Genomic DNA, 25636 nt, shown 5'->3' on the forward strand with positions numbered 1-25636 from the left:
GTTGAAGATCGACATAAGACCCCGGCGTTAACATTTATCAAGTTGTTTTTTGGGAGCGCTCCCTTAGCGGCGGCTTGCAATATGGTGAATGATTTTCCCTGGATTCAACGCCATGGCGAAAACGGCCGCGTCAGGTGCCGCATGCGCACAATTCGTTACAAGGCCATGGGTCCGCGTCCGGGGCCGGGTTCTGCAAAGATACCGCGCCCGGTCCCGCAAGGATGTTAGCGTTCACATTCCCAAGTCGGGTTGTAACCTGAGTTGATCGTTCCGCACCCGGATTTTTCTTGAAAGCTTTTGCGCCGCACAATACATTGAAGGTGTTCGGCGTCGCTGACGCCGTTGCCCTTCCTGGGCGTTTCCTCCCTGTAGAACTTATGGCCGGTGCGGTTTCGCGCCGGCCTTTTTTTCACCCTGCATCCAGGGCTTCGAGTTCCTCTTCAAGTTGCCCGACCGTGAACGGCTTGGTGATCAGGTGGGTGCCCGTGTCCAGCACGCCGTTGTGCACGATGGCGTTCTGGGTATAGCCGGTCATGTACAGCACGTGCATGGCGGGGCGCAGGCGGTGAACGGCGTCGGCCAGTTCGCGGCCGCTTTTTCCGGGCATGACGACGTCGGTCAGCAGGATATGAATCTCGCCATTGTCCTCGACCAGCCGCATGGCCTGGTCGGCGTCGCCCGCCGACAGCACGTCGTAGCCGAGTTCGACCAGGGCCTCGGCGGCGAAGTCGCGCACCCCGGCTTCGTCGTCGACCACCAGCACCGTCTGGTGGCGCCGGTCGGACACGGCGCGCCGCGGCGGCTCGGGCGGGAAGGCCTCGGTGTCTTCGCCCGAGCGCGGCAGGTACAGCTTGATCGACGTGCCGTGGCCGGCTTCGGAATAGAGGCTGATATGGCCGCCCGACTGCTTGATGAAGCCATGGACCTGGCTGAGCCCCAGGCCGGTGCCGAGCCCGGGCGGCTTGGTGGTGAAGAAGGGTTCGAAGACCTTTTCCTGCACCTCCGGCGTCATGCCCGTGCCGGTGTCGCTGACTGCGACCATGACATATTGGCCGGGCGTCACCTCGTCCTGCGACTGGGCATAGGTGCGGTCGAGATAGGCATTGGCCGTCTCGATGGTCAGCTTGCCGCCGTCGGGCATGGCGTCGCGGGCATTGACCGCCAGGTTGACGATGGCCGTCTCGAGCTGGCCGGCGTCGACATGGGCGCGCCACAGGCCGGCGGTGCGCACGGTCTCGATGGCGATGCCTTCGCCCAGCGTCCGCGCCAGCAGCTCCGACAAGTCCGCCACCGACTTGCCGACATCGACCGCCTTCGGATCGAGCGGCTGGCGGCGTGAAAAGGCCAGCAGGCGCTGGGTGAGGGTAGCGGCGCGCTTGCCGGCGTCGAGGGAGCTCGACACGAAGCGCAGCAGCTTGGGGTCGGCCTCGGGATAGCGGCGCATCAGCAGCTCCAGATTGCCCAGGATCACCGCCAGCATATTGTTGAAATCGTGGGCGATCCCGCCGGTCAGCCGGCCGACGGCCTCCATCTTCTGGCTTTGGCGCAGGGCGGCCTCGGCGCGCTCGCGCTCGACGATTTCCTCACGCAGGCGGCGGTTGGTGCGGCCGAGCGCCCGGGCGTCGAGCGCCATGACCGCCAGCATCAGTGTCGCCATGACGACCAGAAGGCCCGCGCCGCCATAGCGCAGGGTGCGGATCATCAGCGTGTCGGTGCGCTGGCGGAAATAGACGGTGCCCAGAGGCACGCCGTTCTCGGCGACAGGCACGCGCAGGGCGATGAAGGGGCCGCCTGCGCCTTCATCGCGCATGGGGTCGGTTTCCGGGCCGTAGGCCGCGACAATACGGCCCTTGTCGTCATAGACGCCGACGGCGACGATATCGGGATTGGCCCTGAGCGCCGCCGTATATTGCTGGATGGCCGGCAGGTCGTTGAAGGCCAGGGCCGCGGACACCGAGTCTGCCAGAATGTGAGCCTGGACGGCCGCGGACTGGCGGACCTGGGCGTCGTGGCGGGCCTCGGAATAGATGGCGAGGCCGAGGCTTGCCCCGATCAGCAGGACCAGGCTGGCAATGACCGCAAGGGTGCGGCGATGGGCAAAACGGCGCAGGACGGCGATCATGCGGGGCCTCCCCTGGTCTTGACCGCCAGGGCCAGGCTCAGCAGCTTGGAACTGATGGTCAGGCCGGCCTCGTCGGCGGCGTCCTGGTCGATGCGGAAACGGACATGGCCGTCGGCCAGGCGAAAGGCGATCATGCCTTCGGGCGTACCCTCGTCGGTGACGGTCAGGACGGGCGCGCCGCGCAGGGCCTGCAGCCCCGCCTCGACCGGCTGGGCGCGCGAACCGCCAAGATAGGCGATGTCGCAGCCGGACTGCTTGCTTACGGTTTCAAGGCGCGTCACCTGGATCGGCCGCTGGGCGTAGACCTGGCCGGCGACCGCCTGGTCGAGCACGGCACCGAACGGGTCGGCGCCGACAACGCAGATGGTGAAGGGTTTCGAGGGATCGCTCTGCGGCCAGGTGACGAAGGGGGCGAACTTGTAAAGGTAGGTGGCCTTGACCGAGGTCTCGAGCGCGGAGGTGCGGGCGCCGGCCGGTTGGGCCGTTGCCAGGCAGACGACGCAGAGGAGAACCCGCCGCCACATGGTCAGAATCCGTATCGCAAGGTGGCGAAGACCGAGCGCGGAATGTAGCGCACGGGCGCGGTGGACGGATCCCAGACTTCGATATGGCGGGCGTGCAGCAGGTTATGGCCGTCGAGCGCCAGCGCCAGTGTGTCGGTTACCCGCCATTCGAGGTGGGCGTCGGCCTCCTGATAGGCCTTGACCGGCGCCAGGTCGACCTTGCCCACGGCGCGGAGCGACAGGTCGAACTCGACGGTCTTCGATATCTGCCATTGCGAGCGGACCTGCGCCTGATAATCGGGATCCTGGCCCTGGACGCCGGCATTTATGGCGTCGACCGCGCCGGGCTTGAGGCGGAATTTCTTGTGCAGCAGGTTGGCGCCGGCGCTGACCCGCCAGGCCTGGTTGACATCGAACTGCGCCCAGGCTTCCAGCCCCCAGGTCGTACCGCGCGCCCCGTTCTGCAATTGCAGGGGGAAGATGGTCACGGGCGTATAGGCGTCCGTGCGCAGGTCGGTATAGCGGTTGTAGTAGGCCGACAGCGAAAGCGACACGCGATCGGCGGGCTGGGCGCGCCAACCGGCCTCGATCGCGGTCAGCTTCTCGGCCTTGAAATCGGGCGCGGGAATGAGGAAGTTCGGCGCTTCCAGTTCGCGCTCGATGCGGTTGGGCGTGCGCACGGCGCGCGAGACGGCGGCCCATAGCAACTGGTTGTCGTCGGGCTGCCAGGCCAGGCGGACATTGGGCAGCCAGTCGAAGCCCGAATAGGAATTGGTTTCGCCTTTCAGGCCGAGCGTCAGACGCAGGCCGGGCCTCAGCGTGATTTCGTCCTGGGCGAAAACCGATCCGATCGAGATATCGGTCTTCGGGTCGGCGAAATGGAAGAGATTGAAAGAGCGGAAGTCTTCCCACCAGTAGCGGAATTCACCGCCCCACATCAGCTGGTGATCGCCTAGCGTCCGGGCGCGCTGGAATTCGACGTCGAAGGCCTCACGGCTTTCGTACAGGGTTGGCTCGTTGCGGATGTCGCGGCTGAACCAGGCATTGACGGCCGTGCTGACGCCGCTGTCGCCCGTCCGGTTCCAGCTGGTGGCATAGGACTGGCCGGAGAAGGTGCCGCCGTTGTCGGCGATATGGTTGGTATAGGTCTCGCCTTTCAGCGACCAGTCGGCGCCGCGGAACTTGCCGCCCAGGCGCACCTCGGCATTGCCGCCGGAAAAGGCATCGTTCGTCGTATCGGCGGGATCGACGGGTTCGGTTGCGTCGAAATCGAAGGCGTGGGCATAGATCTTGTACCAGACATCGCCCGCCTTGCCGCCGTAGCGCAGGGAGGCATTGCGCTCATAGCCGCCGGCCGACACCTGGAAAGCCGGCCCTTGCGCTGCCGAAGCCTGCGATGTGATGATGTTGATGACGCCGTTGACGGCATTGGCGCCCCACAGGGTGCCGCCGGGACCGCTGATCACCTCGATGCGCGTGACATTGGTCAGGTCGACATCGACCTGCTGCCACAGCACGCCGGACGCGATCGGCTCGTAGACGCTGCGGCCGTTGACCAGAACCAGCAGCTTGTTGGCGGTCTCGGGTGAATTGAAGCCGCGCGCGGTGACCGTCCAGCTATAGGCATTGACCTGCGCGACTTCCAGGTTGGGAGCCAGGCGCAGGGCCTGAGGCAGGCTGGTTGCGCCGGAACGGCGGATGTCGTCGGCCGTGATGACATAGACGGCGGCGGGCGCTTCGCTCAAGGATTCCGGACGTTTGGACAGCGATGTGACCTGGAGATTGGCCAGGTCGTCGATCGACAGGTTGCGCAGGTCTTCGACCGATGGCGTATTGGCCTCATCCCGCGCGGACGCGGCCAGTGCGAATTTCGGTACGATCAGGACGGCCGAAACGGCCAGAGCGCCAACCCAAGCAACGGAAATGCGATCCATCTTGCCCCACGCCTCCGGATGAAAGCGTTACTAGGCTCCGCCAGAATAAGAAATCCATGCGGAATTCGCGAAACTATTCAATAATCTCGGGGGTTAGATCGACAGATCGGCGCCCGCCTTCGCGCCCGCCGGATGGGCGGATTCGTGAAGGAAACGGGCGATATGGCTGCGGGTTTCCGCCGGGTTGGCCTGGCCGGAGGCTGCCGCATTGAACAGCTGCTTCTGGATGTCGCGCGGCAGATCATACCAGCGCGCGACGACGGCGGCGCCAAGACTTAGCAGGACGTTCCGCTCGGAGGCATCGAAGGCTTCCTGTCCGGTGACGCTCCAGGCCGGGCTGTCGTCTGCCGGCGGTTGCACATCAGCCGGAACCGAACCGTTATCCATCGTCGCCTCCCGTTTTCACCTTGAAGAGGGGCTGGAGCATGATGACGTCAGCGTCGCTCAAATCCATGCTTCAGGTTTTTAAAAAGTGCGTCACACGTTCTGGATCGCGCTTTAGCAGGCGCCGCGTAAGAAGGCGGCGCGGGACCGGAGTCGGGGCATCAAGATTTCATAAACGCGGATAATGGCCGGTTCCCGCTAGTCCGACCGTTCGCGACCTGATCCTTATAGGCGCCTACGCAGTCGCGAGGTCGGCGCCTGTCTGTCGCGACAGGCGGATACTCCTGGCCAGCAAATCCAGCATGTCGTGCAGCACGTCGATATTGACCGGCTTGACGAGATGGAGATCGAAGCCGCTTTCGGCCGTGCGCTTGCGGGCGGCGTCATCGCCCCAGCCGGTCTGGGCAATGATCTTGATGTGCGCGAAGCGGGGATCGGCCCGCAGGCGCTGGCAGACGTCGAAACCGCTCATGCCGGGCATGCCGAGGTCGAGCAGGACGATGTCGGGGCAAAAATCCTCGGCCAGGTCGAGCGCCGCCTGGCCACCGAAGACGGTACGCACGGCATAGCCTTCGGCCTCGACCGCCCAGCCCAGCGTCACCGCCGAAGCTTCGTTGTCGTCCACGACAAGAACCTTCAGCCGCGCGTCATCACGGCCGGGTCCGGCTGCTTGCAACTCATTCATCTCTGCCGTCACTAACCTTTTGAAACTGAACGTTTCCCATCACCCACAGGGCAGCCCCATGCCTGCCATATGCCGTATCGGACGGTAAAAATGCAGCAGGGCACGGCGAAAAACTTGTAAACGGACCATCAAGGACGATCTTCGCCCGGACGCTTAAAAGGAGAGCATGGCTTCATACGATCTCGATCGCTTCATTACCGCCCAGGCACCGGTCTTCGACACGGCGATGGCCGAATTGCGCGCCGGCCGCAAGCGGAGCCACTGGATGTGGTTCGTCTTTCCGCAACTCAGGGGGCTGGGGATGTCGGCGACGGCGCAGCACTTCGGCATCGCCTCCCTCGACGAAGCGCGGGCCTATCTGGATCATCCCGTCCTCGGGCCGCGGCTCGAACAGGCGACCCAGGCCGCGATCGCCGCGCCGGCGCCGTCCCTGCACGCCCTGTTCGGATCGCCCGACGACCTCAAGTTCCGCTCGGCCATGACCCTTTTCGCCCAGGTGAAAGCGGAACCGTTCCGGACGGCGCTCCGCCGCTGGTGCGACGGTCCGGATGAAAGGACGCTGAGCCGGCTCGGCCTGTAAAGGCGGCGTGGCCCGGCGTTTCTATACCGCCCTTATATCCGCCAAAAATTGTCCGGACGGTTTTCTTACGCGGCCGGTCCTACATTGAGACCATGAGGCGCCGGCCGTTGCCGGCGAAAGAGAGGTTTCGGACATGAAGGGCACGGGCACAGGCGGAAGCGTTGTCGTCATCACGGCGGCGGCCGGCGATCCGGGGCAGGCTATGGCAGTCGCCTTTGCGCGCGACGGCATGACGCTGATCCTGGCCGATCCCGATACGCATGCCCTGAAGGCGGTCGCCGCCCGATGCCGCGATGCGGGCGCTGAAACCCACCTCGTCGAAGCCGATATTTCCGATACCGCGTCGGCGCGCAAGCTGGTCAATGCCGCGCGTCAGGCCGGCGGCCGTATCGATATCTGGATCAGCCAGCCCGACAGCGCGCGCATCCCCCTGGACGGCATCACGCCGGATATCCGCGCCGTCGTGCCGGTTTTCCTGAAGCAGAAGCGCGGAACCCTCATCCACCTTGTCGCGGATACGGCCTTGCCGCTCAGCCTGCGGGCCCAGCTGTCCGCGCGGCGCGATATCCATCTGTGCGACGTTTATCCCGGCAACCTCGCCGCCCATCCGGACCGCCTGGCGGAGGCGATCTCCGCGCTGGCCGGGGCGCCGAAGGCGAAACTCACTTTCGGCGTCAACGACAATATGTTCGGCCATCTCCTGCGGGCCGGAGCCGGCGCGGGGCTGGCCACCCTGGCGAGCCTGAGCGGCCTGGTGACCGCCCTCGACTCCGCCAGGATCGGCTAAAGCCTGTTCCCATTGGTCGCGGTATTGCTGCCATAGTCTTCGGGTTGGGTATTTTCGGCCGGCGCCTGGCCATAGCGGCCGCGCTCGTCCTTTCCCTGGCCGGGAAGGTCGCTTTGGCTCTCTTCGTTTTCGAAGCCCGGACGTTGCCGGTTCACGTCGGTATTGTCGCTGACCTTTGCCGTGCTCTCATGCTGATGGTCGTCGGCATAGCGTGCGCCGCGCAGAGGGGATGCCCCGTATTGCGCGTCACGCCACGTCATGTCGTCTCCGCCGGTTTCGCGCTCGGCCAGGCCATAGGCCCCGGGACGGTCGTCGCGGTCCAGCACGCCGTAGCCGCCGCGTTCCGTGGGCGTGGCCCTGGGCTGATAGTCCTGCGACCAGACATTGCCGGTATGGCCTGCGGTCCGCGGCATGGCGGGGGCGGGCGCCGTATCGGTGCGGGGCGGGGTGGTTGCGGACATGGCGAAGCTCCTTTTTTTTCAAAGGAGAAACAGCTTAAAGCCCACGCAATAAGAAGGGCATGCCGAGCCTGAACGGCCTGGGCAAAGATTGGATCAGCGCTGGGTCGAGCCCATCAGCATGGCGCGGACGGCGCTGAAAGCGCGGTCGCGGTCCTGGGGCCGGACGGTCTGGACGTTGTTCATCAGGATGGCCAGGTTGGCCTGAAGGTGATCCGAAGCGTGCGAAGCGGGCATTGTGCGCCTGTGACTGTGCAAAAGGGGACGGCACTGTCGGCCGCGAACCCAAAGGACGATATGGTAACCTTACGGCCGCCACATCAAGAAGATGTAAATCCACAGGGTTAATTGCAAGGGGGGCTTTACAGCTCCGCGGGGCTTGCCGCGCGGCTGGCGGCCTTGGGCAGGAACAACCACAGGCCGGCGCCGACAATAACCACGACGCCCAGGCCCGTGAAGACATCGAGGCGGTCGCCGAAGAACAGGTAGCCGAGCAGCAGCCCCCACAGCATCTGCGAATACTGCGTCGGCGCGATGCGGCTGGCCGGCGAGCGGCGCGAAGCGATCATCAGGGCGATGTTGGCGGCCGCGGCCAGCACCGCGAAACCGAAGATGGCCAGCCACTGCCAGCCTGTCGGCGGGACGTAGCCCGGGACCATCAGGACGGCGCTGATGATCATGGGCGCGATCATGGCGGCGCCGAACAGGTTTACCGGCTTCTCGTCATGGCCGACATAACGCAGCAGCACCGACAGGGCCGAGCCGCACAGTCCGCAGGTCAGGGCGGCGATGTGGCCGATGCCGATCTCGCGGAAGCCTGGCCGCAGTACGATCAGCACGCCGATAAAGCCCAGGACGATGGCGGCCCAGCCCTGGCGGCTGACCTTTTCCTTGAGGACGAAGACCGACAGGGCCGTCGTGGTCAGCGGCATCAGGAAGATCAGGGCGAAGGCTTCGGCCATCGACAGGTGCGAAAAGGCGGTCACGCTGGAAAAGCTGCCGAGCGTGCCGAGCGCGCCGCGGGCGACCCACAGCCACGGCCGTTTGGCACGCACCAGGTCCATGACGGTTTCTCCGCGCCGCCAGATGAAGGGCAGGACCACGACCGAAAAGGCCGCGCCGAAGAAGGAGACCTGATACGGCGGAAGCGCCCCGTGGATCGCCTTGACGCAGGCGTCGCTCAGCGAAAAGAGGGCGAAGGCGAGAAAGCCCAGGGTGACGCCTTTGAACATGCGGGGCCCGGTCGAAACAACAGCCGGACGCGTCAGGCCGCGTCCGAAAACGCCTTAATAGCTCTGTGCGGGCGGCATGGCGATACGCTTTTGAACATTTTGTCGGGCGCTGTCATCGCGCCAAAGGGAGCGGTACCTTTTTTATTTGACGAGCCTTCGACAGGGTGTGATGGATTTTGCGTGAAATTGATCAATAATGATATTCATCTCCACATCCTGGGACCCATCATGCGCACCAGCCTGTTCATTGCGACGACCCTTGTCCTGGCCGCGCCAGCCTGCGCCGAGGTCAGGACCAGCACGGAGGCCGGCCATATCACGCTCGACAACGGGCTGGTGCGAGCGGTCGTCGATACCGGCTCGGGCGCGGTGACCTCGTTCCAGCAGCTGGGCGCCGGCGCGCCGGTCGAACTGATCGCGAAGGGACAATCGCTCTACTGGGATTCCAATGCCGAGCCGACCCATCCCGACCCGGCGCATCCTGGCCCGAAGAAGGGCTATTACCGCCCTGGACCCGGCAACACGACGGTCCGGCTGGCGTCGGCGACGCCCGGGCAGGCCGATGTCGAGGTCGATACCGGGCCTACCGAGTTTTATCCTTTCCGCGTCGAATACCACTTTATCATGCAGGACGGTTTGAGCGGGCTTTACGCCTATACGGCGCTGCGCCACGGGCCCGATTTGCCGGCTGCGACGCTGTACCAGACGCGCTTCGTCTTCCGCACCGCAGCCGATGACGCGGTCTTCAACTACTGGACCGTCGGGCGCGGCAAGACGATCCGCATTCCGCGCTCGGGCGTGGTCAGCAAGGTCACCGACGCCACCTATCTCCTGCAGGACGGCACGGTGAAGACAAAGTACCTGAACTCTGTCTACTTCGCCAAAACCCCGGCCTACGGCACGATCGGCGTCCACGACGGTGACGGCAGCCACGGCATCTTCATGATCGAGCCGTTCGGCGACTATCATAACGGCGGTCCCAGCCGGCAGGGCCAGACCGTGCACGACGACGTCCTGCTGCGCGTGGTGCAGGACACGCACTTCGGCTCGTCACCGGTGGTGCTCGAGGCGGGCGAGACGTGGTCGAAGGTCTACGGCCCGTTCCTGATCTATGCCAACCGCGCCCGCGACCCCAATGCCCTGTGGGACGATGTCGATCGGCAGCTCGCGGCGGAACAGGCGAAATGGCCCTATGGCTTCGTCACGGCGCCCGACTATGTCAAGGCGCGCGGCACGGTGACGGGCAAGGTCTTGCTCAATGGCGTTGCGCCGAAGGCCGCTCAGGTCATCCTGTCCGACCCCGATGCGCACGTCGCCTGGACCGCCCAGGCCCGTGGCTACAACTATTGGGCGCCGGTCCAGGCTGACGGGTCGTTTGCGCTGACGAATGTCGTGCCCGGGCAATATACGCTTTACGTCGACGGCGCCGACCAGCCGAACGACTTCGCACAGTCCGGTGTGACGGTCACTGCCGGCAAGGCGCAGGACGTCGGCCAGCTTGCCTGGACGCCCGAGACGCACGGCAAGACCCTGTGGCAGCTCGGGACCTTCGACCGCACCGCCGGTGAGTTCCGCGAAGGCGACGACGCGCGCGGCTACCAGATGTTCGCGCGTTACCCCCAAACCTTCCCGGACGATGTCGACTTTACGATTGGCAAGAGCAATCCCGCCAAGGACTGGAATTACGCGCAGTGGTCCTGGTACGCCAAAAATCCCGAGTGGCACCTGCGGTTTGCGTCGGCCGGACAGAAGGGGCAGGCGACCCTGACCATCGGCATCGCCTCGGCCCAGCCGGCGAAAGGCCGGCTGACCCACGTCCATGTGGCGCTGAACGGCCATGAGGTCGGTGTCATCGAACTGCCCAAGACCGGCACGGCGGGCTATCGCGGCGGCAACCAGGATTCGCCCTATAACGTGGTGACCTTCACCTTCGACGCGGCCTTAATCAAGACGGGGGCCAACGACCTGACCTTCCGCCACGACGACGCCCAGCCCTTCCCGCCGCCCGAGACCTATGCGCCGGCCGCCAATGCGGGGTCTGAGGACGACGATGCTCCGCCCGGCGTCAAGGGACCGGGCCAGGTCATGTACGACGCCATCAAACTCGAAGTGCAGTGACAATTTTTCGACAGGCGGATTGCATTCGGTCAGGGATGCCGCATACAGGCCTTTCGAAAAATTTCTCGCTTGGACGTTCTGGTACAATGAAGACGGCTCATCTCATCGGCATTTGCGGCATCGGTATGAGCGCGACGGCCTTGCTGCTCAAACAGGATGGCTTTGCTGTATCGGGATCGGATGCCGACTGTTACGGCCCGCCCAAGGGCATACTCGACCGCGCGGGCATCGTGCCGACCCTGGGCTATGCGCCGGAGAATATTCCGCAGGACGTCGACCTGGTGGTCATCGGCCGCAATGCTAAGCTGCTGCCATCGGAAAACGGCGAGGTTCGCTCGGCTTACGATCGCCACCTCAATATCCGTTCCTTCCCCGAAGTGCTGGGCGATATCACCAAGGACAGGTCGAACCTGGTCGTGGCCGGCAGCTACGGCAAGAGTACGACGACCTCGATCATTGCGCATATCCTGCGCCACGCCGGTGTCGACGCCGGCTACTTTATCGGTGCCGAACCCATCCGCTCGGCGACCCTGCCGGCGCCGTCGAATATCGGCACGGCCCCCGTATTCGTGCTCGAGGGCGATGAATATCCGTCCGGCCACGACGATCCCCGCGCCAAGTTCATGCACCTGCATCCGCACGATGTCGTCCTGACGGCTGTCGTTCATGACCACGTCAACATCTATCCGACCTATGAAGACTATACGAAGCCGTTCCACGACCTGCTGGCCGGCGTGCCGGACGGCGGCCAGGTCGTCGTCTGCGCCGAAGAGCCGGGCGCCCTGAAGATCGCCCGCGAAAGCAGCGCCCGCGTGGTGACCTACGGCGTCGATACGGGCGACTACCACGCTTCCGATATCCGCATCGGCGCGCGCAGCGGCTTCACCCTGAAGGGGCCCGATGGCCTGAGCGTGGAGCTGGAAACGGCCTTGCTCGGCCGGCACAATATCGAAAACATCGTCGCGGCCGGGGCGTGTCTGCTGTCACGGAAGCTGGTCGATGCGTCCGCCTTGCGGGCGGCCGTGGCGGATTTCGCCGGCGTGCGCCGCAAGCTCGACAATATCGCGCTTGGGTCGGCCGTCCCGGTCTACGAAGGCTTCGGGTCGTCCTACGAAAAGGCCCGCTCGGCCATCGAGGCCATCCAGCTCCACTTCCCCGGCCATCGCCTCGTCGTCGTGTTCGAACCGCACACCTTCGGCTGGCGCAACCGGGCGAACCTGTACTGGTACGACGACGTCTTCGCCGGGGCGGACCTGACCTGGGTCGCGGCGCCGGCCACCCAGGGCGCGGGCACCCACGCCCAACTGGCGGGCGAAGATATCCTCGAGCGGGTCCGCGCCAGCGGCATCGCGGCCGAGCCTTACGATCCGGCGAAGCTGTCGAACGTGGTGGATTCGCTTGGTGCGGGCGACGTCGTGCTGATCCTCACGTCCGGCGACCTCAACGGCTCGCTGGACGCCTTCAGCGCGTCGGTGGCCGGGCGGTTTGCGGAGGCATAGAACCGGCCGCCCTATCCGCCGCCGAGCCGCGCCGAGCGGGCGCGACAGCAGGGAACCGGGGGTCGCTAATCCCCGGCCTTGCCTCATCCTCTGCCTTGCGGCATAAGGCGCGGATGAGTGACAGCCTTCCGACAGCCGCGCACGACAAGGCGTTTCGTTTCTCCGTCGCGCCCATGATGGACTGGACGGACTTGCAAAGAAAACGTTTTATATTCAATTGATTGATGCTTGGCTTGGGCCTAATGCTGTACTAAATGCTGTACCTTTTCCAATAAAATGGAGCCAAATCGGCGGAAATCGGCAAAAATACATGGCAATATAAAACCATATTGCGTGATGAATTTAGTGCCTTATCCGCCACGTGCTGTACCGTGTGATGGAGTAAGTAGTATCAGCTAGTGCATCCAATCGGCAGCTTTGTCGATTTTTCCGACAACGATGCCGATATCGGGTGGAATTATTTTGAATTCTGACGTGCGAGACAGTTCCACCGCGTGGTCACAAAAACCGCACCTCCACAATCTTGTCCATGACTTAAGAACGGTGGTTTGTGCCGTTTCCCTATGCGGGCCCGCTCTTGAGCTTTCGTCCGCACCATCCATATACCATCCGTGTGGATGGAGAATTTCATGGATACACCTATTGCATCTAAAGTACCCGAGAGCGAGAAAATTACCATCAATCTCGGTTTCGTCGACCTAGGTCAGATCGACCTTATGGTTTCGGAAGGCTTTTATTCAAACCGAACGGACTTCATTCGCACGGCGATACGCTATCAACTGGACCGCCATGGCGACACGGTTAAACACCTGATCACGCGCCGTGAACTCGATCTCGGCTTGCGACATATCACCCGACGGGATCTGGAGGCGGCAAAAGCTGAAGGCACCGTTCTGCATGTCCATGTGCTCGGCCTGGCCACCATTGCGGCAGATGTTTCGCCCGAGCTGGCGCGTGACACCATAGCGTCCCTGCGAGTTCTAGGCGCTCTACAGGCTTCCCCTGAAATCAAGGCCGCGCTGCGCGACCGCATACTCTGATCGGACAAGCTTCATGATACGCAATATCGATATGGGCATGGCGACCCGCCTGACCCGAGAAGGCCGGCTGAACGAAGCCATGGCTGTCCTGCGCGGCGACGGCCCACTAACAGATGATACAGCTAACAATGTGGGCACCGGCACAATCGAAATGACGCGTGCGCCTGGCAATGACGGCGTTTGGCATCAACGATCTGACGGCAACGCTCAGGAAACGCGCCCGGCTTCGCGCCCGCTCGTACCGAAGGTTGGTCTGGCCGACCTCGTCCGCAAGCATCGCCGGGCAGGTTCACCCCCTCCCAGAGCTGCGATACCGATTGGCGCACACTTCGCGCCCGGCCACTATGCAGGTCCGGATGGCCGCCGTGCCTATAAACTTTATGTGCCGTCTATCTATGCCGGTCAGCCGGTTCCCCTGCTTGTCATGTTGCACGGTTGCACCCAAACGCCGGATGACTTTGCGCTCGGCACGCAGATGAATGCCCTTGCAGAAATCCACGGCTTTCTCGTTGTTTATCCCGAACAGAGCCAGTCGGCTAACATGAACCGATGCTGGAATTGGTTCAATTCGGCCGACCAGGGCCGTGATGCCGGCGAGCCGGCTGTCATAGCCGGGCTTACCCGACAAATCATGGCTGAGTACGCCATCGATCGCGATCGTGTCTTCGTCGCCGGCCTTTCGGCAGGCGGCGCCATGGCGGCGATCATGGGCGCGGCCTATCCGGACGTGTTTGCCGCCATAGGCGTGCACTCCGGGATCGCTGTCGGTGCGGCGCACGACATGCCATCGGCATTCGCGGCCATGGGAGGCAGCGCGTCGTCCGCCAAACCCGGCAAACGTCACAGCGTCCCGACCATTGTCTTCCACGGCGACGCGGACAGGACCGTCCACGTCGACAATGCCGCCCGGGTGTTGGCGCAGGCCAGGGGTGTCCAACCTGGGCGCCTTGAGGTAACAACGGGCATATCATCAGGCGGAATAGCCTACACCCGCACCGTCGAAACCGGCACGTCCGGCAAGCCGGCCCTCGAACACTGGCTGATTCACGGCGCCGGACACGCCTGGTCGGGCGGCCATTCCGCCGGATCATATACGCTGCCCGCGGGGCCGGATGCGAGTGGTGAGATGCTCCGGTTCTTTGGCATTGCGCCGTCGGCATGAACAACCTGCCATCAGCTTGGTCCGGGGACGCACATCATCGCATTGCCGAAACTATAAGCCTTGTTCAGCATGCCCTCCTTACGTCAGTCGCTATAGGATAGTCGCTCCCACCTCAAAAACATACCGGAGCTACAATGCCGAAGATCACGACTCTCGAAGAGGCGTTCGTTCACGAACTGTCCGATATCTATAGCGCTGAAAAGCAAATGACGAAGTCGCTGCCGAAATTGGCCAAGGCCTCTTCCAATCCTGACCTCGCCGCCGGCTTCACCATGCACCTCGAAGAAACACAGGGCCAGATCGAACGTATCGATCAGATCGTTGAAATGCTCGGCATCAAGCTGAAGCGCATCAAATGCCTGGCCATGGAAGGCCTGGTCGCTGAAGGCGAGGAAACTATCGACGAAATCGAAAAGGGCCCTGTTCGCGACGTCATGCTGATCGCCGGCGGTCAGAAGGTCGAGCACTACGAGATCGCGTCCTATGGCGGCTTGATCGCTATCGCGAAGGCCCTAGGCTACAAGGATGCCGCTAAGCTGCTCGCCGATACCTTGGCCGAGGAAAAGGCGACGGACGTCAAGCTGAACGGCATCGCAATGTCGAGCGTCAACAAGGACGCGCTAAAACAAGCGGCGGACCTCACACCCGCCCAATAAGACAACAATATTTCATGAAAGCCCCGCCGGTCGGCGGGACTTTTTGTGTCTCAAGGTCAAAAAGCCTTTCGGTTTAAGACGATAGGTATCCGTTCTTTACGGGCTGGGGAAATCGCCACATTTCGCGCTTATCGCCCCGGCCTCATTTTACGATGCACGGAGGGGTGAGGCAGCCCCTATTTCCAATTTTCGAAATCGGCCGGTCTGACACCTGTTCAGCCGGATATCCACGGAGATGTTCGCCGCATTTTTGCGGCGCGGGTCTTGGGACCTCAGGGGAGTTTGCGTATGAGCCTTCGAGCGGGAGCACACATCGTTCGGCGACACGGTTTGGCGGAGAGGCCGCTGACAGTGGCGCGTCTCGAAATCTCTCTCCGTGCAACCGGTTATGACGTCACCAATGTCGGGAACGACCCTCTGGCCATATTCCAGGACCAGACCTTCTCGACGCACAACCATTCTCTGCACGTCTACCAACATTCCGCAAACGCCGAACCTACTCCTTTAGCCGCGTAACTCGCTCGAGGAGAAGACCGATGGCAAAACACCCTAAACCCGGGATGCACGTGCCAGGGTTCTCTTCTGAGACCCTGGCCGTCGAGACAGATCTAAAACCAAAACTTTCGCCGATCAAAACGTTTCGGATCGGCGAGTTGACGATTGATGTCTCGCCGGGTCGTGACACGATCTGGGTTATTGTTCGAAGGCCAGGCAAGGGCGGCATTGTCCTTCGCACCAATCCTTTTCCCGGGCCCTATGCGCTCAAGCAAAAAGAAACTGGCGACCATCGTATCGTTCTCGATGTCAAGGCCAGCTCGGGTACATGGACTATAGAGATCTCCGTTCAGGAGAAGGAATTACTGCGCGTCAAGGTGTCGCTTACGCCGGTAACTGACCTCCTCCTCGCGTTCTGGCCGCGCGACATGTACGTGCTTGACGAACATGACGATCCGACCCAAGCCATAGGTCAGGTCGAAGCGGCGCAACGCGGCATGAACGGGGGCATTTGCTACTTTTGTGTTCAAAAGCCGGCTTTCGGGTCCGTGCTCTATGCCCAGAACCTGACAGCGCTCAATGCCTACTACGTCGCCACAAAGACCAAGCCCGACGGTGTTGTCGGCGGCCGCTGGCCATCGCTCGGCTACCAGCCTCCGACCTCGCCCATGGGCTATGCGCCGCCCGAACACCCGCTGGCCGCTGGCAAAGAGATTGTCATTTCCGACGCCTTGCTGGCCTTCGAAGCTGGCTGTGCCGCCGACGAAATGCAAAGCGCGCGGCATTTCATCGAATTGCTCGCGAAAATTTATCCGTACCTGGATAAGCCAGAGGTCAAGTTTCACGACTGGATTGAGCGCTCTCACCGCACCATTACAGACCTGACCAATGCGCCGCAGGCCCGGACAGAGCACTATGGCCACACCTATCTGCATGCCTATACCGACGCCGAATATCCCGACAGCATGGTGCAGATGTCGGTTCTGTCGTCCTTGCGCGAATGGGAGCTGTCACAGGGACGCATGGAGCCGCTGTCGAGGGATCTGTCCGCCGGCATAGGCCGCTTCTTCGATAAAGAGCTGGGCACCATCCGCCGCTATCTGCCCAATGTTGGAGACGACAAGGACGCCGATGCGGTTGATTCATGGTACCTGTTCCACCCCCTCATGAACCTGGCCAAACTGGCCATTGCCGGTAATAAGAAGTGTGAAAAGCTGTTCCGCGACTCGCTGGACTACACCGTCAAGTCGGCACGGCATTTCAACTATGTCTGGCCGATCCAGTTCAACATTACTGACTTTTCGGTCATTACCGGCGCCCGCAGCCCGCAGGGGCGTGGCCAGACAGACGCTGGTGGCCTCTACGCTTATGTGATGATCCTGGCACACGAGATCACCGGCGACAGCCTTTATCTCGATGAGGCCAAGGCGGCACTCAAGGCGCTCGAAGGCAATCGCTTCAACCTGGCCTACCAGACCAATCTAACGGCATGGGGCGCGGTGGCGTGTCTGAAACTTTGGCTGATGGACCGCCAGTCCGGCTACCTCGACCAGAGCATGGTCTTCGTCGCCAGCTTTCTGCACAATTGCGAACTGTGGAATTCGGACATCGAACACGCCAGACACTATACCAACTTCTTCGGCGTCACCTGCTTGCACGATGCGCCCTACATGGCGGCCTACGAATGTTTTGAAACTTTCGCCGCCTTCGATGAATATCTACGCATCGGTTACGACGACATCCCGCCGGCGGCCAAACTGCTGCTGTGCGAATACCGCCGCTTCGCCCAGGATTTTACCTGGTACTTCTACCCCGACGCCCTGCCCGAGGATGCCGTCGCCAAGGACAATGTCCGCAACGGTTATAACGACCGCAAACTGTCGTTTCCGCTGGAGGACCTGTATGGCGACGGCCAGCCGGCGGGTCAGGTCGGGCAAGAAATCTACGGTGCCGGCGGCGCCTTTATCTTTGTCGCGCGCGCCTTCAATGAATGTGGCGACAATGCCTTCCGGCTGTTCTGCGACTACCCGACCGACGTATCGTTCAGCGAGGATGGCGCCGTTCGCGTCAAGCTGCAGGGGCCGGTCGGCCAGGCCGGCCGCTTCCGCCTGCTGAAAAAAGGCCGGAAAGCCCTGCCACGCTTCAGCCTAAGCCTGGCGGACACCGACATTCTCATTCCAGCCCGGCAACGCGCTGCGGACTTCCGCGATTATGAAGTCCCGGCCGACGCAACCCTCATCATCCGCACCTCGACATCCTCCTGAGTTTCATTTTAAGGACACTCCCATGGTTACGCCCAACGATACCGACCTTGCCTCCGCGACCTTCGTAGATGTCGACGTGCTTCAGGGTAGCGGCGGCGAGACCCGCCAGCAGGCTGCCGACGGTGTGCCGCAACTGACCACCCAGTCCGGCACGCCGGTCTCGGACGACCAAAACTCGCTGAAGGTCGGCGCGCGCGGCCCGGTCGCCCTTGAAGATCATCACATGCGCGAGAAAATCTTCCACTTCGACCACGAGCGTATTCCCGAACGTGTGGTCCATGCGCGAGGGTACGGCGCCCATGGCTTCTTCGAGACCTACGAATCGCTCGCCGACGTGACCTCGGCCGACATCTTCCAGCGGGCCGGCGAAAAGACACCCGTGTTCGTCCGCTTCTCGACCGTGGCCGGCAACAAGGGCTCGGCCGACTTGGCGCGCGACGTCCGCGGTTTCGCCGTCAAATTCTATACCCAGCAGGGTAACTGGGACCTGGTCGGCAACAACATCCCGGTCTTCTTCATCCAGGATGCCATCAAGTTTCCCGACCTGATTCACGCCGCCAAGCAGGAACCGGATCGCGATTTTCCGCAGGCCCAGACGGCGCACGACAACTTCTGGGACTTCATCTCGTTGATGCCCGAGTCGATGCACATGGTCATGTGGACGATGTCGGACCGTGCCATTCCGCGCGGCTTCCGCTTCATGGAAGGCTTTGGCGTCCATACCTTCCGCCTGGTCGATGCGGCCGGCAAATCCACCTTCGTTAAGTTCCATTGGAAGCCCAAGCTCGGCATGCAGTCCGTCGTCTGGAACGAGGCCGTCAAGATCAACGGCGCCGATCCCGACTTCCACCGCCGCGACCTGTGGAACGCCATTCAATCGGGCAATTTCCCGGAATGGGAGCTGGGCCTGCAGTTGTTTGACGAGGACTTCGCCAACAGCTTTGATTTCGATGTCCTTGACGCCACCAAACTGATCCCGGAAGAGCTGGTGCCGCTGCGCATGGTCGGCCGCCTGGTTCTTGACCGGATGCCGGACAACTTCTTCGCCGAGACCGAACAGGTCGCCTTCCAGACCGGCAACATTGTCCCCGGCATCGATTTCAGCAATGACCCGCTGCTTCAGGGCCGCAACTTCTCCTATCTCGACACGCAGTTGAAGCGCCTCGGCGGACCGAACTTCACCCATATCCCGGTCAACGCCCCGAAATGCCCGTTCGCGCATTTCCAGCAGGACGGCCACATGGCCATGACCAATCCAAAGGGCCGGGTCAATTTCGAACCCAACTCCTACGGCGCCGAAGACGGCGGGCCGCGTGAAAGTGCCGCGGGCTTCAAGAGTTTCCCGGAACCGGCCGAGGACGGGGCCCAGAAACTGCGCATCCGTCCTGAAAGCTTCGCTGACCACTATAGCCAGGCGCGCCAGTTCTATCTCAGTCAGACCGAGACCGAACAGACCCACATCAAGAACGCGCTGGTGTTCGAACTCAGCCGTGTTGAGCGCCCCGCTATCCGCGTCCGCATCGTGTCCCACCTGCTTAATATAGACAAGGGATTGGCGGGAAAAGTCGCCGCGGGCCTGGGCCTGAAGGATCTGCCGGCGCCGGCAATGGCCGCGAAACCAACTCGCGATGACCTGCCGGTATCTGACGCGCTCAGCATCCTCAAGAACCCGCCGCCGTCGCTCGAAGGCCGCAAGATCGGCGTCCTGTTGACCGACGGTGCGAACGCGGAAACCTTCGCCGCTGTCCAAACGAACGCGGCTGCCAACGGCATGGTTGTCGAGGTCATCGCACCGATGATCGACGGCGTCGAACTCAGCGACGGCACGTGGGTTGAAGCCCAATACAAGATCGACGGCGGGCCCTCCGTCCTGTTCGACACCGTCGCCATTATTATCTCCGACCAGGGCGCTACCTTGCTAAGCAAGAAGGCCGCGGCACGCGACTTCATTGCTGACGCCTATGCCCACGTCAAATTCATCGCCTATTCGCCCGAGGCCCTGCCTTTGTTCGAAAAGAACGGCATCGACCTGGACGCTGCCTGCGTCGAATTGACCGCCGAGACTGTCGCCAGCTTCTTCGAAGCCTTGCCGGCATTGAGATACTGGGCGCGCGAGCCCCTCGTCAACGCCTTCTGATCCCGCCCCAAATAGCCGAGCGGGCACCGCGAAGCGCGGTGCCCGCTCGGCGGAGAATTTTCCATGCCTGATGTAAACAAAAAAGGCTGGTTTACCAGTCTTGCTCAACAGACGGCCGCTCTTGCGGGCAGTCCTCCGGCCTTCGGCCTGGCCATAGGTGTGGTCGTCGTCTGGGCACTGACGGGACCGATCTTTCATTTCTCGGATGTCTGGCAGCTGGTGATCAATACGGGCACGACCATCGTCACCTTCCTCATGGTTTTCCTGGTGCAGAACGCTCAGAACCGCGACGGCAAAATCATTCAGCTGAAGCTGGACGAACTGATCAGGGCCATCGAGACGGCCGAAACCGCTTATGTCGCGATGGATGAGATGAGCGAGCCAGAGCTTGATGAACTGCATGCACGCTATCTCAGGCTGGCACAGAAGGCTCGGTCGAAGAACAGCGGCCGTTTGGCCCAGATCGCTGAAGAGAAGGCGGCCGAAGTGGAAAACGAAGCGGATGCGCGTGATGTCCAGTCCGCACCTGGTGACCTGGTCACGTCGGAAACCGGGCACCTCGGCGCCGTCACCCAGCTTCAAATTCCTTCGTAACTTCAGACAGGCATAATCTTGGCACATACAAGTAAAATACCCAAGACGGCGCAGACACGCGACGCAATGCTGGCCGCCGCCCGTAACCTCAAGATGGCGCGATCCGCACACGCCTATGTGCGCGGAAATACGGCAAAGTTTTACGAGTGGCTGGCCGCCGATAAACAATTGGTCATACCCGATGGCCCGTCCGTATGGATATGCGGAGACTGCCATGTTGGTAATCTCGGGCCGCTTGCGAGTGCAAAAGGACAGATTGATATCCAGATCCGCGACCTGGACCAGACCGTTATCGGCAACCCGGCCTATGACCTCATCCGCCTCGGGCTTTCGTTGGCCAGCGCAGCGCGCGGCTCCGATCTGCCAGGGGTTACGACGTCCAGAATGCTCGAACAACTGGTCGAAGGCTATGAATTGGCCTTCTCCGACGACATTGGCGATCAAGAAGCGGTTCGACCGCAAGCCGTGGACGCGACCTTGAAAGCCGCCTTGAAACGCAAGTGGAAGCATCTGGCGGCGGAACGCATCAAGGGTACGACGCCGACCATCCCCATCGGTCGCACCTTCCTTGCCATTTCGAAGCCGGAACGCGAGGCTATAAATGCCTTGTTCAGGGACGAAAAGATACGCCGTTTGGTGACGTCGTTACGGTTTCGCGATGACGATGCGCAAATCGAGGTCCTCGATGCCGCGTACTGGGTGAAGGGCTGTAGTTCGCTTGGACTGCTGCGTTACGCGGTTTTGCTTGGCGTTGGCGGAAAAGACGGCGAAACATGTCTCGTCGATATCAAGGAAGGCATAAAGGCCGTGGCGCCGACAGCAGAGAAAGCCGACATGCCGAAGGACAACGCTGAACGTGTCGTCCAGGGCGCCTGGCATCTATCACCGGCGCTGGGCGAACGTATGCGCGCCTCTACGTTGCTTGGAAAATCCGTGTTTCTTCGCGAACTCCTACCGCAGGACCTGAAATTCGAAATCGAACATCTGACTCCTGACGAGGCCATGAAAGTCTCCAAGTTCCTAGCTCTGATTGTCGGCAAGGCGCACGCCCGCCAGATGAGCGACGATGATCGCAAGAGCTGGAAAAAGATATTGAATCATAATCGCCCGAAAACGCTCAATGCGCCGAACTGGCTTTGGTCAGGCGTGGTCGAATTGCTGGCAGAGCATGAAAAAGCCTATCTCGAGCATTGCCGGAAGTACGCCCTGGCGCTGGATGGAGTTCCAGGCTGAGAATGGATCCCGTGCGGTCCTGTTTGGCCGGATCCGGTAATGGACTAAGCTTGGAGCCGATTGTGATCGAGGCAAACCAACAGCCGGCTGTCTCACTGCTGGATGAAATTGACCATCTGCGAGCGTTGTCTCCGCAGACCGCGGCGATGAATTTTGCCCTAACCCTCGGGGTAGTATTCGCATGTCTGGTCGTCATCTGGCTCCTTCGCCGGATGTTGTGTTTTGCCTTGCGGGCGATACCCGGCCTGACCCGTGAGCAGCGAAAGACACAGGTCGCAAAAGTGCTCGGCTTGACCCATCTCGTCATGTCGACAGTGACCGGGCTCCTGACAATCGTCGCGATCGCATATATCTGGGGTCTTGACCCGCTTGCCTGGACGTCGACCATGTGGGGCAAGGCCATCGCTACAACCGGGTCACGTCTGGTGGTGGTCATTGGCATTACGGCCATCGCGTGGGAAGCGGCAAGCCTTTCGACCCAGTACGCTCTTGGCCAACTGCAACACAGGGTCGTCGACAATCCGCGGCAGAGAGCGCAAATCCAGACCCTCGGCCCGATTTTCCGCAGCGCCGTTCAAATCACCATCGTCGTCATCGCCCTAATGACGGTCCTTAGCCAGGTCGGCGTCGAGATTGCGCCAATTCTGGCCGGGGCGGGCGTGGCGGGCATTGCGGTAGGCTTCGGGGCGCAAACCCTGGTGAAGGACTTTTTCACCGGCTTTTTCCTGATCATCGAAGATATCGTCGCCGTCGGGGACGTTGTCCAAATTCAGGCCTTCAGCGGCACGGTCGAGGAAATGACCCTGCGCACCATCCGGCTGCGCGACTTCGACGGCACCTTGCATGTGCTGCCGTACGGAGAATCCCAGATCATCCACAACATGACCAAGACCTTTTCCTATGCTGCCCTTGATATCTGGGTTGGTGCCGGGACAGACATCGACAAGGCGGTCGGGATCATGCGGCAGACCGCCGAGACGTTGAAGAAGGACGACGCGATCGGGCCACTGATGATGGACGGCATCGAGATCCCCGGCGTCGATGCCATGACCGATGCCGGCATACTGATAAAGGGGCGAATCCGCACCCAGCCCGACGGTCGCTGGCTGGTGGTCCGGGCCTACAACCGGCTGCTGAAAATGGCTTTCGACACAGCGCAAATCTCACTTGGACACAAGGTGTAGGATGAAGTCCTCCCGTCTTTGCAGCACCGTGCCGGCCGCATTTTTCGATCATCCCCGTAGACGTCGGGCGTTTCACGGTTACCAAGATGTCTGATCACGCCGAATGTCTGATCATCGGAGGCGGCCCAGCCGGCCTGACCGCCGCACTCTATCTGGCGCGCTTTCGCCGGCGCGTGGCGCTGATCGACAATGACGGCAGCCGCGCAGGGCTCATACCCGTTTCGCACAACTTTCCCGGATTTCCCGATGGCGTCACCGGCCCGCAGCTTTTGGCGCGACTGCATCAACAATTGCAGCCTTACCCGGTCGCCTACCTTCAAGGTACGGTTGAAAGCCTGATTCAGGAAAATGGCCTGTTTCGCGCGTCATTTGCAGGCAATGAGACAAAAGCACCGATCGTACTGATTACGACGGGTATCGCCGACGCTGGCATGAGCGATCCGAACTGGCGCGCAGGGATAGCGGCCGGCACCCTTCGTATTTGCCCGGTTTGCGACGCTTACGAAGTCACCGACAAGCGCGTGGCCGTGGTGGCGAGGTCTGAAAACGCCGCCGCCCACGCCCGCTTCCTGCAAACCTATACGAAGGACCTGACCTTGATACATGCTGGCGACGGGCCATTGGCCGATGACTGCCGCGCGGACCTGGAACGGGACGGCGTTACGGTCATCGATGCTCATGATGTCAGGCTCGATATCGATCCTTTGGGCACCGTTAAGGTCATTGTCAGCTCGGAAACCCTCAGGTTCGACGCGGTCTATCCGATGTTCGGCTGCCGTCCCCGTGCCGAGTTGGCGCGAGGTCTGGGCGCCGCCTGCGACGAGGAAGGTAAATTGCTGACAGACGCCTTCCAGCAAACCAGTGTCGAAAATGTCTTCGCGGCCGGCGATGTCGTCAGCGGCCTGAACCAGATCAGCGTCGCCGTCGGTCAGGCTGCCATCGCCGCGACCCACATTCATCATAAGCTGGCCGAAGATGGCGCTTTTTGAATCCCTCCTGATCCTGCTGGCCGTGGCCATTGCCCTGTCACAGGTCTCGCGGCATCTGAACATACCGTATCCGACCATGCTTGCGGTCGCTGGCTTGCTGATCGCCGCAGTGCCGGGGCTTCCCGACATCGGCTTCGATCCCCATCTGGCGCTGGCGCTTTTCATTGCGCCGGCTCTGCTGGACGCTGCGTTCGATTTGCCTCCAAGGACCCTGATGCGTCACTGGATGCCTTTGCTCGCTCTGGTCGGGGGAGCGGTTATCCTGACGACGGCTGCCGTAGCATGGGTGGGCGTCAGCGGATGGGGCATGGCATGGCCGTCCGCCATCGCGCTGGGCGCCATCGTGGCGCCGCCGGATGCGGCCGCCGCTTCCGCCGTCCTGGCGCGTTTCAACTTGCCCAGAAATACGCTGGCGGTCCTCAAAGGCGAGAGCCTGCTCAATGATGCCGTATCACTGCTCATCTTCACCGTGGCCGTGGGCGCCGCGTCACCCGGCGTTCAGATATCCAGCCTGGCCCTGCAGGTATCCATCGCTGTTCCCGGTGGGCTGATTTTCGGCTTCATTGCTGGGCGAATCCTTGTCGTTATCGCTCCGAAGCTGGCCGGAACGGTCAGCGGAACCGTGGCCCAGTTCGTCGCCACGTTTGCCGTCTGGGTCATCGCCGATCAGCTTCACGTTTCAGCCATCCTGGCCGTTGTTGCCTACGGCATGACCGTTGCCCACTATGCGCCAGAAAGAACGGCGGCGCGCGACCGCATGCACGCCTACTCCGTCTGGGAGGCCGTGGTTTTTCTTCTCAATGTCCTGGCTTTCCTGCTTATGGGCCTCCAGGCGCGAACAATCCTGCTCCGCCTTCACGGCCCTGACCTCGGCAGGGCGCTGGTGTTTGCCTGCGTTGTCGTCGGCATTGTTGTCCTGGTTCGTTTCGTCTGGGTCATGATCTATAACAGGCTACGCGCGTTCGCGGGAAGACTATCCGCCAAGGAGGAAGCGCCAACGGCACGGCAGGGGTTTGTTGTCGCCTGGTGTGGCATGCGCGGGCTGGTAACCCTGGCCGCCGCCGTATCATTACCTTCGACGTTTCCGCAACGCGATCTTATTGTGCTTGGCGCCTTCGCCGTCGTCATTGGCACCCTGGTCGGCCAGGGCCTGACGCTGGGGCCGTTGATAAGTCTCCTGAAGTTCAAACCCGATGGTTCGTTCGACGCCGAATTGTCGAAGGCGCGCATGGCGCTTCTCGATTTCGGGCTGGCGACCTTCAAGGATCGCGCCGACCCGGCGGCCGTCAAGCTGCGGGACATCTACACCGCGGAACGCTCGATTTCCAACAAGGGAAAACACCCTCGCGAGGTGACTCGGCTCGATGAACTGCGACGTGCGACCATCGTCGCAATGCGGCGGCGCCTGGCCGACATGCGAAGAAATGCTGAAATGGATGACGACATCTTCCATGCGCTCGAACAGGAACTGGATATGTCCGAAATGGCGGCGCTTCCGACGGCCGAGCTGGAAATGCTCGAGAGTTAGACAATCATGCCGGCCACAAGTCGGATGATTGTCTATTGGAGGCAAGCATTTC

General features: G+C 62.0%; 22 protein-coding genes. 14 read left to right on the plus strand and 8 right to left on the minus strand.

Going from position 1 to position 25636, the window contains the following annotated elements:
* Positions 1–409: 409 nt before the first annotated feature.
* The 5 genes from AB8717_RS02320 to AB8717_RS02340 form a co-directional block, all read right to left on the minus strand.
* Positions 410–2122 carry an ATP-binding protein gene (locus AB8717_RS02320; RefSeq protein WP_443749423.1) on the minus strand — a complete coding sequence of 571 codons (1713 nt, stop codon included), beginning with the start codon at positions 2120–2122 and terminating at the stop codon, positions 410–412.
* A complete protein-coding gene (locus tag AB8717_RS02325) occupies positions 2119–2646 on the minus strand; it encodes a YfiR family protein (protein ID WP_443749424.1) in 528 nt (175 codons plus the stop codon). The genes AB8717_RS02320 and AB8717_RS02325 overlap by 4 nt, the downstream gene beginning before the upstream one ends.
* A gap of 2 nt (positions 2647–2648) precedes the next feature.
* Complete coding sequence (locus AB8717_RS02330; protein WP_443749425.1) at positions 2649–4559, minus strand: TonB-dependent receptor plug domain-containing protein; 1911 nt, start codon at positions 4557–4559, stop codon at positions 2649–2651.
* 93 nt (positions 4560–4652) lie between these two features.
* A complete protein-coding gene (locus AB8717_RS02335; protein WP_443749426.1) occupies positions 4653–4946 on the minus strand; it encodes a hypothetical protein in 294 nt (97 codons plus the stop codon).
* 232 nt (positions 4947–5178) lie between these two features.
* Positions 5179–5628, minus strand: coding sequence for a response regulator (locus AB8717_RS02340; protein ID WP_443749427.1), 450 nt, complete (start codon positions 5626–5628; stop codon positions 5179–5181).
* Between the two features lie 166 nt (positions 5629–5794).
* On the opposite strand from AB8717_RS02340, the gene AB8717_RS02345 reads away from it, so the two are divergent.
* Complete coding sequence (locus AB8717_RS02345; protein ID WP_443749428.1) at positions 5795–6208, plus strand: DUF1810 domain-containing protein; 414 nt, start codon at positions 5795–5797, stop codon at positions 6206–6208.
* Positions 6209–6341: 133 nt separating this feature from the next.
* On the plus strand, positions 6342–6995 hold the full coding sequence (locus tag AB8717_RS02350; RefSeq protein ID WP_443749429.1) for an SDR family NAD(P)-dependent oxidoreductase: 654 nt from the start codon (positions 6342–6344) through the stop codon (positions 6993–6995).
* On the opposite strand, the gene AB8717_RS02355 is transcribed toward AB8717_RS02350, so the two are convergent.
* From AB8717_RS02355 to AB8717_RS02365, 3 genes are all read right to left on the minus strand, one after another.
* Positions 6992–7456, minus strand: a complete 465-nt coding sequence (locus AB8717_RS02355; RefSeq protein ID WP_443749430.1) for a hypothetical protein — start codon at positions 7454–7456, stop codon at positions 6992–6994. The two genes, AB8717_RS02350 and AB8717_RS02355, sit on opposite strands and share 4 nt — an antisense overlap.
* A gap of 93 nt (positions 7457–7549) precedes the next feature.
* Positions 7550–7690: a hypothetical protein gene (locus AB8717_RS02360; RefSeq protein ID WP_443749431.1), complete on the minus strand. Its 141-nt coding sequence runs from the start codon at positions 7688–7690 to the stop codon at positions 7550–7552.
* Positions 7691–7815: 125 nt separating this feature from the next.
* Positions 7816–8685 carry a DMT family transporter gene (locus AB8717_RS02365; RefSeq protein ID WP_443749432.1) on the minus strand — a complete coding sequence of 290 codons (870 nt, stop codon included), beginning with the start codon at positions 8683–8685 and terminating at the stop codon, positions 7816–7818.
* Positions 8686–8913: 228 nt separating this feature from the next.
* On the opposite strand from AB8717_RS02365, the gene AB8717_RS02370 reads away from it, so the two are divergent.
* The 12 genes from AB8717_RS02370 (at position 8914) to AB8717_RS02425 (ending at position 25584) form a co-directional block, all read left to right on the plus strand.
* Positions 8914–10803, plus strand: a complete 1890-nt coding sequence (locus AB8717_RS02370) for a polysaccharide lyase family protein (RefSeq protein WP_443749433.1) — start codon at positions 8914–8916, stop codon at positions 10801–10803.
* 86 nt (positions 10804–10889) lie between these two features.
* The gene (locus AB8717_RS02375) at positions 10890–12302 is read left to right on the plus strand and encodes a UDP-N-acetylmuramate--L-alanine ligase (RefSeq protein WP_443749434.1); all 1413 of its coding nucleotides are present in this window, start codon (positions 10890–10892) and stop codon (positions 12300–12302) included.
* A 629-nt stretch (positions 12303–12931) separates the two neighbouring features.
* Positions 12932–13342, plus strand: coding sequence for a CopG family transcriptional regulator (locus AB8717_RS02380; RefSeq protein WP_443749435.1), 411 nt, complete (start codon positions 12932–12934; stop codon positions 13340–13342).
* Between the two features lie 13 nt (positions 13343–13355).
* Positions 13356–14504, plus strand: a complete 1149-nt coding sequence (locus tag AB8717_RS02385) for an extracellular catalytic domain type 1 short-chain-length polyhydroxyalkanoate depolymerase (RefSeq protein WP_443749436.1) — start codon at positions 13356–13358, stop codon at positions 14502–14504.
* Positions 14505–14638: 134 nt separating this feature from the next.
* Positions 14639–15160: a YciE/YciF ferroxidase family protein gene (locus AB8717_RS02390; protein ID WP_443749437.1), complete on the plus strand. Its 522-nt coding sequence runs from the start codon at positions 14639–14641 to the stop codon at positions 15158–15160.
* 536 nt (positions 15161–15696) lie between these two features.
* Positions 15697–17919 carry a hypothetical protein gene (locus AB8717_RS02395; protein ID WP_443749438.1) on the plus strand — a complete coding sequence of 741 codons (2223 nt, stop codon included), beginning with the start codon at positions 15697–15699 and terminating at the stop codon, positions 17917–17919.
* A gap of 22 nt (positions 17920–17941) precedes the next feature.
* Positions 17942–20056, plus strand: a complete 2115-nt coding sequence (locus tag AB8717_RS02400) for a catalase (RefSeq protein WP_443749439.1) — start codon at positions 17942–17944, stop codon at positions 20054–20056.
* A gap of 63 nt (positions 20057–20119) precedes the next feature.
* Positions 20120–20650 (plus strand): low affinity iron permease family protein, encoded by a 531-nt coding sequence (locus tag AB8717_RS02405; RefSeq protein WP_443749440.1) that lies wholly within the window; start codon positions 20120–20122, stop codon positions 20648–20650.
* Positions 20651–20716: 66 nt separating this feature from the next.
* A complete protein-coding gene (locus AB8717_RS02410; protein ID WP_443749441.1) occupies positions 20717–21883 on the plus strand; it encodes a DUF2252 family protein in 1167 nt (388 codons plus the stop codon).
* A gap of 62 nt (positions 21884–21945) precedes the next feature.
* The gene (locus AB8717_RS02415; RefSeq protein ID WP_443749442.1) at positions 21946–23067 is read left to right on the plus strand and encodes a mechanosensitive ion channel family protein; all 1122 of its coding nucleotides are present in this window, start codon (positions 21946–21948) and stop codon (positions 23065–23067) included.
* An 86-nt stretch (positions 23068–23153) separates the two neighbouring features.
* The gene (locus AB8717_RS02420) at positions 23154–24056 is read left to right on the plus strand and encodes an NAD(P)/FAD-dependent oxidoreductase (protein ID WP_443749443.1); all 903 of its coding nucleotides are present in this window, start codon (positions 23154–23156) and stop codon (positions 24054–24056) included.
* Positions 24043–25584, plus strand: coding sequence for a cation:proton antiporter (locus AB8717_RS02425; RefSeq protein ID WP_443749444.1), 1542 nt, complete (start codon positions 24043–24045; stop codon positions 25582–25584). Before AB8717_RS02420 ends, AB8717_RS02425 begins: the two co-directional genes overlap by 14 nt.
* Positions 25585–25636: the final 52 nt, after the last annotated feature.

The organism is Asticcacaulis solisilvae (assembly GCF_052327315.1).
GTDB lineage: Bacteria > Pseudomonadota > Alphaproteobacteria > Caulobacterales > Caulobacteraceae > Asticcacaulis > Asticcacaulis solisilvae_B.